The 8,076-nt window shown below is 74.2% G+C and carries 7 protein-coding genes; 3 read left to right on the top strand and 4 right to left on the bottom strand.

All coding sequences use genetic code 11. The features are described 5' to 3' along the window. The first annotated feature begins 9 nt into the window (after nt 1-9). Nucleotides 10-963 carry a hypothetical protein gene (locus ACFVGY_RS00115; protein WP_385668427.1) on the top strand — a complete coding sequence of 318 codons (954 nt, stop codon included), beginning with the start codon at nt 10-12 and terminating at the stop codon, nt 961-963. Nucleotides 964-1,034: 71 nt separating this feature from the next. Here the strand turns inward: ACFVGY_RS00115 and ACFVGY_RS00120 are convergent, their stop codons facing one another. Both ACFVGY_RS00120 and ACFVGY_RS00125 read right to left on the bottom strand, forming a co-directional pair. Further along, nucleotides 1,035-1,538 carry an RICIN domain-containing protein gene (locus tag ACFVGY_RS00120; RefSeq protein WP_385668430.1) on the bottom strand — a complete coding sequence of 168 codons (504 nt, stop codon included), beginning with the start codon at nt 1,536-1,538 and terminating at the stop codon, nt 1,035-1,037. Between the two features lie 103 nt (nt 1,539-1,641). Then, a complete protein-coding gene (locus ACFVGY_RS00125; protein WP_385668433.1) occupies nt 1,642-2,280 on the bottom strand; it encodes a hypothetical protein in 639 nt (212 codons plus the stop codon). A gap of 356 nt (nt 2,281-2,636) precedes the next feature. Here ACFVGY_RS00125 and ACFVGY_RS00130 point away from each other — a divergent pair, with 356 nt between their 5' ends. Then, nucleotides 2,637-3,509 (top strand): RICIN domain-containing protein, encoded by an 873-nt coding sequence (locus ACFVGY_RS00130; RefSeq protein WP_385668436.1) that lies wholly within the window; start codon nt 2,637-2,639, stop codon nt 3,507-3,509. Between the two features lie 4 nt (nt 3,510-3,513). Here ACFVGY_RS00130 and ACFVGY_RS00135 read toward each other — a convergent pair whose 3' ends face one another. Together ACFVGY_RS00135 and ACFVGY_RS00140 are read right to left on the bottom strand one after the other, a co-directional pair. Then, a complete protein-coding gene (locus ACFVGY_RS00135) occupies nt 3,514-4,500 on the bottom strand; it encodes a glycoside hydrolase family 43 protein (protein ID WP_385668438.1) in 987 nt (328 codons plus the stop codon). A 142-nt stretch (nt 4,501-4,642) separates the two neighbouring features. Then, a complete protein-coding gene (locus ACFVGY_RS00140; protein WP_385668441.1) occupies nt 4,643-6,730 on the bottom strand; it encodes a hypothetical protein in 2,088 nt (695 codons plus the stop codon). A 480-nt stretch (nt 6,731-7,210) separates the two neighbouring features. On the opposite strand from ACFVGY_RS00140, the gene ACFVGY_RS00145 reads away from it, so the two are divergent. Next, on the top strand, nt 7,211-7,990 hold the full coding sequence (locus ACFVGY_RS00145) for a CAP domain-containing protein (RefSeq protein ID WP_385668444.1): 780 nt from the start codon (nt 7,211-7,213) through the stop codon (nt 7,988-7,990). Nucleotides 7,991-8,076 lie beyond the last annotated feature (86 nt).

The following is an 8,076-nucleotide window of genomic DNA, read 5'->3' on the forward strand; positions in this document are numbered from 1 at the left end:
GACCCGACCATGCACACCATGCACACCATGCGGCGCATCCGGCGCACAGCGGTCCGGGCTGCCGTCCTGGCCACCACCGCACTGGCCGCCACCCTGTGCGGAAACGTTTCCGCACAGGGTGCGGACGGCGACGGGATCGCCGGCTACCAGTCCGCCCAACAGACCCTCCGCAGCGACCAGGTCCGGGACACCGTCTCCCGCTTCCTGGTGCAGACCCGCCAGCCCGGCGGTCCCGCCGCAGCGGACGGCGGCAGCCAGGGCGGCCCCGCCAACGCGCCCGCCGCTCCCGCCGCGCCGCCCCGGTTCGACCTCAAGGACCCGGTGCCGATGTTCGAGATCAGCCCCGAGTTCGTGGCCGGCAAGAGCCAGAACAGCCCGCAGACCGCGCTGCGGCTCTCGTACCTGGCCTCCCGGGTGAACGCCTCCGACGGCCGTCCGGCCTCCGTCCTGCTCGCGCCGCAGGGGAACCCCTCCCCGACGGGCAGCGCCCCGCAGAACCCCGGCGCCGAGGGCTGGCAGCTGGCCGGCATCCGGGACGGGGACAAGGACCTCAGCCTGGCCGAACGCGGCACCCCGCAGGCCCGCGTCTTCACCGAGCCGCAGATCCACGCCTGGTACCGGCTCACCGCCGAGGGCACGGTCGAACCGCTCAACGAGGAGGCGAACACCGGCCTCGGCGGCAAGCGCTCCCTCCCCCTCGCCGCCTACCAGAAGCTGGTGGCCGCCCGGTACGGCGACAAGCTGCCCGGCTCCGAGTACGACCGCAAGGGTCTGGCCGGCGGCTACGCCGACCTCACGCAGGACCAGCCGGCCCGGGCCACGGCGGCCGCGGCCGCCGTGCCCGAGCGGCTGGCCGACGAAGCGTCCTGGCAACCCGTCGCCGTCACCGGGGCCGCCGCCCTGGCGGCGGTCGGCGGTGCCGCGGTGTACGCCCGGCGCCGGCGGAGGCTCTCCCCGCGCTGACCCTCCCGCACGCCGGAACGGCGCCCGTCCACCGCAGTGGACGGGCGCCGCCGCCGTACTGCCGTCCGGCCTCAGCGCCAGGTCTGGTACGGACTCTTCTGGCTGTGGGTTCCGCACGCGAAGGTGCGCAGGTGATGGGCCGGGCTGTCGTCCAGGCACAGGCCGGTCTGCTGGTTCCTCAGCTCGACCGCCCCGTCCGGGTAACGGTGGACGAACCAGCTCTGGTCCTTGGCCTTGTCGCACGGATACGGCGTGACCTGGCCCGCCGGACCGCCGGTCAGGCACCTGCCCGTCTTGATGTTCCGCAGTTCACGTGTGCCGTCGGCCCACCGGTGGACGTTCCACTTCTGGTGGTCGTTGCCCAGGCAGGTGTACGTGCGGACCCCGTGCTCGCTGTCGTCCAGGCAGGCGGAGGTCGCGTCGTTGCGCAGGGTCTGGACGGTGTCCGCCGCGGCCGTGGGAACCGCGCCGGCCTCCGTGGTGAACGTGGCCGTGGCCAACCCGGCGGCGAGCAGCGCGCACGCGAGGGCGGCGGCGGCCCGGAGCCTCTTCGCGGTCGTCGGAACGGTGTTCATGGCTCTCCTCGGTGAGGGGGGTGGGTGAGGTGGATGTGGTGGCTGGGGAGGCGGCGCGGGGCGGCGGAGGACGCCCGCCCCGCGCGAAGGGGAGGCGGGCGGATCAGCCCACGATGTTGACGGGCCGGTAGGCGTGGTAACCGTCACGGCCGTTGACCCCGTAGGAGTGCTGCTTCCAGCGGGTGCCGGCCCCACCTGCCTGCTCGTAGGACTTGTAGACGGTGTGGGCGCTGTTGGCCCAGCCGTCGAAGATCACGACGTGGCGGCGGTCGGCGTTGTTGCTGTTGGCCTTGATGACCAGGTCGCCGGGGGCGAGGTCCTTCATCGCGATCCGGCGGGTGAACCCGTCGTTCTTCAGGGAGACGGTGTTGGGGCCGGGCTTCGGCAGACCGAGGGCCATGGAGACGTAGCCGGAGCAGTCCTGACGGTATCCGTCCTTCCACCGCTTGGTCTGGCTGTAGGGAACGGGGCGCCCGTTGTTGGCGGTCAGCCAGGTCTTCGCCCGCGCCAGCACCTGTGCACGGGTGACCCGGGGAGCCGCCTGGGCCGCCCGGGCCGCCTCGTCCTGACCGGCGTGAGGCGCGAGGGCGCGGCCGGCGTCGTCTGCCGTCGCCCGGGCAGCGGCGGCCGCGGAGGCCTGGGGAGCCGCGGGTGCGGACTGCGCGGTCAGCGCGAGGGATCCGGCGCACAGCATCGCCGTCAACGTCGCGGTGACCCAACGCCGGGTGGTCTTCTTGAACATGCGGAATCTCCTGCTTCTCGTGTTGCGTCTGTTGCTCACGTTGCTTGTGTGACTGGTGTTGCCTGTTTGCTCGCGTGCGCCGTTCACGGCGGACGGAGGGAGATGGACGGTCCGCGCGATCAGGGCACGGCCGTCGAGGGGCCCGGCCCCGTACGGGACGGTGACGATTGCTCGGCACCGGCTGCGGGGCGGGACGAGAAGGAGTCTGCGGGGGTCGGGACGGCCGCTGCAACGCTGTCCCGTTTGCTTCGGCGATGTCGGGATCCCTAAGGTGCTGACCTGCTGGGACACGACCATCCCGGGACACGGGGCGGCCTTCCGGGGCATCGGTGTACGGCCGCCGGAAGGGGGCGGGCATGACGGGCCTGGGTGGGCAGCAGCCCAGCGCGGGGCAGCAGTTGGGGAATGCGCTACGGGCTCTGCAGCGGCGGTCCGGCCGTACGCTGCGATCGCTGGAATCCGAGGTGTTGATCAGTGACTCGTCGCTCTCCCGCTATCTGCGGGGCAGCACGGTCCCGCCCTGGACGACCGTCCGCGACCTGTGCCGGGCCCTGGGTGCCGACCCTGCGGAGTACCGGGCGCTGTGGGAGGCGGCGGACCGGTGCCAGCCGAAGCCGCCCACAGACGCGGTCGGCCCGGTCCCGGTGGCGGACACCCGGTGGCGCAGGTGGCGGCGTGCGGCCGGGGCGTGGGCGCAGCGCCGCTGGGCGTGGGCCGTGGCCGGTGCGTGCGCCGGGCTGCTGTGCGGCGGCGCGCTGGCGTCGTTCGTCCTGTGGCCCTCGGGAGCGGCCCCGGCGCGCGGGGCAGCCGCTCCTCAGGAGTCCGCGCGAGCGGCGACCGCGGCCGGGCCCGGCGGAGCACGGCTCGTCGAGCACAGCCGCATCTTCGTCAACCGCGTCACGGGCGACTGTCTGGACCACAGCCTCGACAACGGGCTTCGCTCGTTCACGCCCAACGGGCTGAGCTACCAGCGGTGGACGGTCCACCCGAATCCCGACGGCACCAGCGAGCTGCGCAACCACGCCACGGGCGCCTGCCTGGACAGCGGCGCCTCCGGGCTGCGGGGTGCGTCGTGCAGCAAGGCCGCCTCCCAGAAGTGGGCGGTGACGGCCTTGGCCGATGCATCGGTCGAGATCAAGAACCGGGCCGCCGGAACCTGTCTGGAGGACGGCGAACAGGGGCTGCGGGCCGTGCCCTGCGACGGCTCCGACCGCCAGAAGTGGGGCTGAGGCGTCAGACGCGCGGTGTGCCGTCCGCGAAGTCGAGACCGGTCGCGTACAGCAGGCGCCGCCCGGAGCCGTCGGGGCTCCAGCCGTGGAAGAGGATCCGGTCCCTGCCGTCCGGGCCGGTGACGACGTCCTGTCCGCCGGGCCCGCGGACCGCGCCCCCGAGGGATTCGGTGGACAGGAGCGGTTCCGGTGCCTTGGTGTAGGGGCCCGTCAGGCGGTCGGCCACGGCGTATCCCGTCTTGTACCGGTGGTCGGCGTAGGAGTCGGCCGAGTAGAAGAGGACGTAGCGGCCGTCGCGCCGCACCAGTGTCGGGGCCTCGACCAGCTGCCCCTCCCAGGCGAGGTCCTGACCGATCAGGGGGACGGGCCCGCCCGTCGTCCGGGTGCCGTCCCAGGAGACGGGCTGCAGGTGGATCCGGGTGGCGAGCCCGCAGCAGTTGCCGTCGTTCTTCCACAGCAGGTAGCGGCGGCCGTCCTCGGTGAAGCTCGCGGCGTCGATGGCGCCGCCCTGCTCGGCCGGACAGACCAGCGGCTCCCGGCCGGCGGGCACGAAGGGACCGTCCGGGGAGGGGGAAAGAGCCGCGCCGATGCACTGCTTGCCGCTCGCGCGGTCACGGGCGGTGTAGTGCATCGTGAACCCACGGCCGTTCGCGAAGACCTCCGGCGCCCACACGAGCGAGCGCGTCGGCTCCGCCCAGTCCCCGAGGCGGGGCAGGGGGTCGGTGTCGGCCGGCGACCAGTGGACCAGGTCCGTGGACGTGGCGTGCTGGATGTGGGCGGCCTCGCTGTTGGTGGCGTACGCGTGGTACGTACGGCCCGCCTTCACGACGTCCGGATCCGGGAAGTTCCGGTCGAACACGAGGGCGGGCGCGGCAGCGAGGGCGGGCGCCGTGGCAAGGGCGGGCGCCGTGGCGAGGAGGCCCGTGACGAGTACACCTGCGGCTGTGGCGGCGACCGACCGCCCGAACCGGCTCAGGACCGTGGGGAACACCTGTCGTCTCCTTGGGTACGAGGAGTTGTGCGCGGGAAGGCTGCGCCTTCCCCGTCGACCGACTAACGTCCGCGGACGCCGGCGGGGTGCTGCCCCGGCCGAGGCGGGTGCGCGGCGTGCGGCGCCGGGGTGCTGCCGGGGGTTACGGGTGCCCCGGGCCGGATGCCGTGAGGGTGGCCAGCAGGTCACGGGCGAGGCGGAGGTTCCGGTGGTCGCGTTCCAGCAGCGGTTCGGCTTCGTCGAGGATCCGGAGCAGCAGGGCGCGGGCCTCGTCGGGCCGGCCCGCGGCGCTCCGGGCGCGGGCCCACTCCACCCGGGCGTACAGGGTGTGCGGGTGGTCGGGGCCCATGACCCGGGTACGGTCGGCCGCCAGCGACGCCCAGGCCGCCTCGGCCTCGGCGGTCCGGCCGGCCCGGGCGACGAGGGCGGCCCGGCTGCTGCGCACGGCGAGGGTGTGCGGGTCGTCGGGGCCGAGGCAGCGTTCGACGTCCACCAGCAGCTCTGCCAACTGCCGTTCGGACCGGGCGGTTTCGCGCGCGCCGTACCAGATCAGACCGCGCCGGACAGCCAGTACCTGGGGGTGTTCCGGGCCCTGCACCGGCAGCCGGTCGGCGAGGAGGCGGCCCAGCTGCCTGACGGCCTCGGCGCGGTCGCCCGACTCTCCGGTGAAATGGGCGAGTTGGTGGCGGGCGGCGAAGGCGTCGGAGTGACCGGGGCCGAGGACCGCCGCCGTGTCGGCGGCCAAGGTGGCGAACAGGGCCGCCGCGGCCCGCGGGTTGCCCGCCTCGCCGGTGAAGAAGGCCTGCTGGTGGCGGGCGGCCAGGGTGTCGGGGTGACGGGGCCCGAGTCCGCGCTCCCGCCGGCGGGTGATACCGGCGAGCTCCGCGGCCGCCCGGCGGGGCCGCCCCGCGTCCCCGATGGTGAGGGCGAGCAGGAAGTCGGCGCCGGGCACCCCGCCCCGCCGGGCCCGGGACAGTGCCTCCGCAGCCCGGTGCGGCCGTCCCTCCTGGTGGGCCAGCAGCCCCAGGTCGTACGCCTCCGCGGGCGTGGCCCGGGTGACCAGGGCGCGCCACAGGTGGTCGGGCACCGGGGCCAGGCCGGGTGTGCCCAGCAGGTGGTCGAGGGCCGTGTACCCCTGGGTGTGGTGGCCGGCCAGCAGTCCGCCGGTGGCGTGCACGGCCGTGCGGGCCCAGTCCATCGCCTCGGCGAAGGGCTCCGGCTGCAGGTCACCGCCGCCGCGCCCGGCCAGGTAGGGCAGGTGCAGCTCGTGCAGCCGTGCACGGCTCACCGGCTGGTGCAGCCCGGCCCGCCGGCAGTCCACGGCGGCGGCCACCACCGCCGCGCCGCGCGGATGGGTGCCGGGCGACCACGCGTTCTGCCAGGCGGAGAGCAACTCCGGCCCGCCTGCCAGCAGTTCCGCGAGGCCGAAACGCTCCCCCGCCCGTAACGCCGCACTGATCCGCGGGTCCTGCCGGTGGGCCGCGGCCCGCCGGAGCTCCTCCTGCGACCAGTGCCGGGCGAGCCGGACCACCTCCGCCCGCTCCAGTACGTCCCGCTGGGTGCGCCAGGCATCCCGGTCGGAGCCCGTCAGCCGGCTCTTCTCGCGGGCGTCGAAGCGCCGGTACTCCTCGGTGCGCAGGGTGGCCAGCACCACGCGCCGGCCCGGCGGGGCGGCGCAGAGTCCGGCCCGCATCGCCGCGGTCAGGCCCCCGGCACCGAGGAACACCTCCAGGTCGTCCAGCCACAGGACGGCTCTGCGCCGGCGCGCGGCCGTTCGCAGCGCCTGCGGCAGTGCCGCCCGGCTCAAGGGCCGGACGAAGGCGTGCCGGGGGAAGAGCGAGCGGGCCACCTCGTGCGCCAGCCGGGACTTCCCGGCCGTGGACTCCCCCACGAGCAGGACGAATCCCGCCCGGCGGAGGGCCTCGCGCAGCTGCGGTTCCGCATCGCGGCGGATGTAGGCGGGGGGCGCGGCCGGGGTCCGGCTCCCGTCAGCGGGATGCCCCTCGGCGGGGTGCCCCTCGGCGGGGTGCCCCTCGGCGGGACGTCCGTGCGCGGGGTGGGCTCCGGCCAGTTCGGGGCGGTCCACCCGGCGCAGCGGGGGGATCCGCCCGGCAGGGGTGCGCAGCAGGCCGTCCGGCCCGGCTGTGGCCGCCGCGCCGAGGCCCACCGCCCCGGGGCGGGCGGGCCGGCCGCCTGCGCGGCCGCTCCCGTTCCTCCGTACGAGCAACACCGGCACGCCCCCAGCCGCTCGGCCGACCCCGTGGTGGACCCCCATTCTCGCCCCGGGCGCCCGTTCGGGACCCCGGTCGGTGGGCCGGCACCGGGCGGCTGCGGATTCCGTGACATACGTCACGCCGGCCGGACCGAAAGCGGAATCTCCAGGCCCACATCAACCCACCGACATTTCAAGATTTGTCCGTTTTGGAATCGACATTCCCCTCTCAGGTGGAAACGGAATCCCCCGCCCTCATACTCAAGTCCGCGTTTTGCCTGTTCCGGCGGCTTCTGGCCGACCATCAGGCCCTTCCCGCACGTGCCGCACCGCGGCGATACATGATCCTCGACTCGTTTCAAGCCGCTCCCCGAATCTCCTAATCGCATTAGTAGCCATAACTTGCCAGGCCGTTGCCGGGCTTTTAAGAATGGCGACTCCTCCGGCGCCTCGCGGTTCGGGCGCCGGAAGCTTCGCGATCACCAAATGAGGTCACGCATGCAGAAGCACCGGAAGAAGAAAAAGCACTACAGGAAAATAGCGATCGCCGTCGGGGCCCTGGCGATCGTGGGCGCGCCCACGGCCGCCATGGCCTGCCTGGGCGGGCCGGACGCCGACCGGACGCAGCTCGCCGGCCGGCACGAGATGCGCCCCTGGCACAGCGCCCCCACCCTCGCGTCGAGCGCCCCGGCCCCCGAGGCACCCGCGGCCCTCCCGACCTTCCCGGCCGAGAGCAGCCCCGAGGCCACCGAGAGCACCCCGGAAGCACCCGCGAAGCCGGTCGTCCCGGCCCCCCGACCCCCGCAGCAGCAGGAGCAGCAGCCGACGCGGCAGCCGGTCGCGAGCGAGAAGCCGCAGGTCCAGGCACCGACGGCGGCGAAGCCGGCCGCCGCCCCGGCGTCCGGCGTCACGGCTCAGATCCTCGCCCTCGTCAACCAGGAGCGCGCCGCCGTCGGTTGCCCGGCGCTCACCCTCAACGCGAAGCTGACAGCGGCCGCCCAGAGCCACAGCCAGGACATGGCCGCGCACGCCAACATGTCCCACACGGGCTCCGACGGCTCCGACCCGGGCCAGCGCATCACCCGCGCCGGATACACCTGGAGCACGTACGGCGAGAACGTCGCGTACGGCTACAGCACTCCCGCAGCGGTCATGGAGGGCTGGATGAACAGCCCCGGCCACAAGCGGAACATTCTCGATTGCTCCTTCAAGGAGATCGGAATCGGTTATGCGCAGCCGAACCATTACTGGACGCAGGATTTCGGTGCGGCACGCTGACGCGCCGCGATAAGGGGCGTACAGCATGGGTGTGGGGGGGGGGGGGGGGGGGCGCGCCCCCCCCCCCCCCCCGGGCGCGCCGGCGC

The sequence above is a fragment of the Streptomyces sp. NPDC127106 genome (genome assembly GCF_042677605.1).
Classification (GTDB): domain Bacteria; phylum Actinomycetota; class Actinomycetes; order Streptomycetales; family Streptomycetaceae; genus Streptomyces.

Bases quoted from the DNA above. Each gene is read 5' to 3' on its own strand.
- ACFVGY_RS00120 (WP_385668430.1), bottom strand. From the start codon at position 1,538: ATGAACACCGTTCCGACGACCGCGAAGAGGCTCCGGGCCGCCGCCGCC.
- ACFVGY_RS00145 (WP_385668444.1), top strand. From the start codon at position 7,211: ATGCAGAAGCACCGGAAGAAGAAAAAGCACTACAGGAAAATAGCGATC.
- ACFVGY_RS00125 (WP_385668433.1), bottom strand. From the start codon at position 2,280: ATGTTCAAGAAGACCACCCGGCGTTGGGTCACCGCGACGTTGACGGCG.
- ACFVGY_RS00130 (WP_385668436.1), top strand. From the start codon at position 2,637: ATGACGGGCCTGGGTGGGCAGCAGCCCAGCGCGGGGCAGCAGTTGGGG.
- ACFVGY_RS00115 (WP_385668427.1), top strand. From the start codon at position 10: ATGCACACCATGCACACCATGCGGCGCATCCGGCGCACAGCGGTCCGG.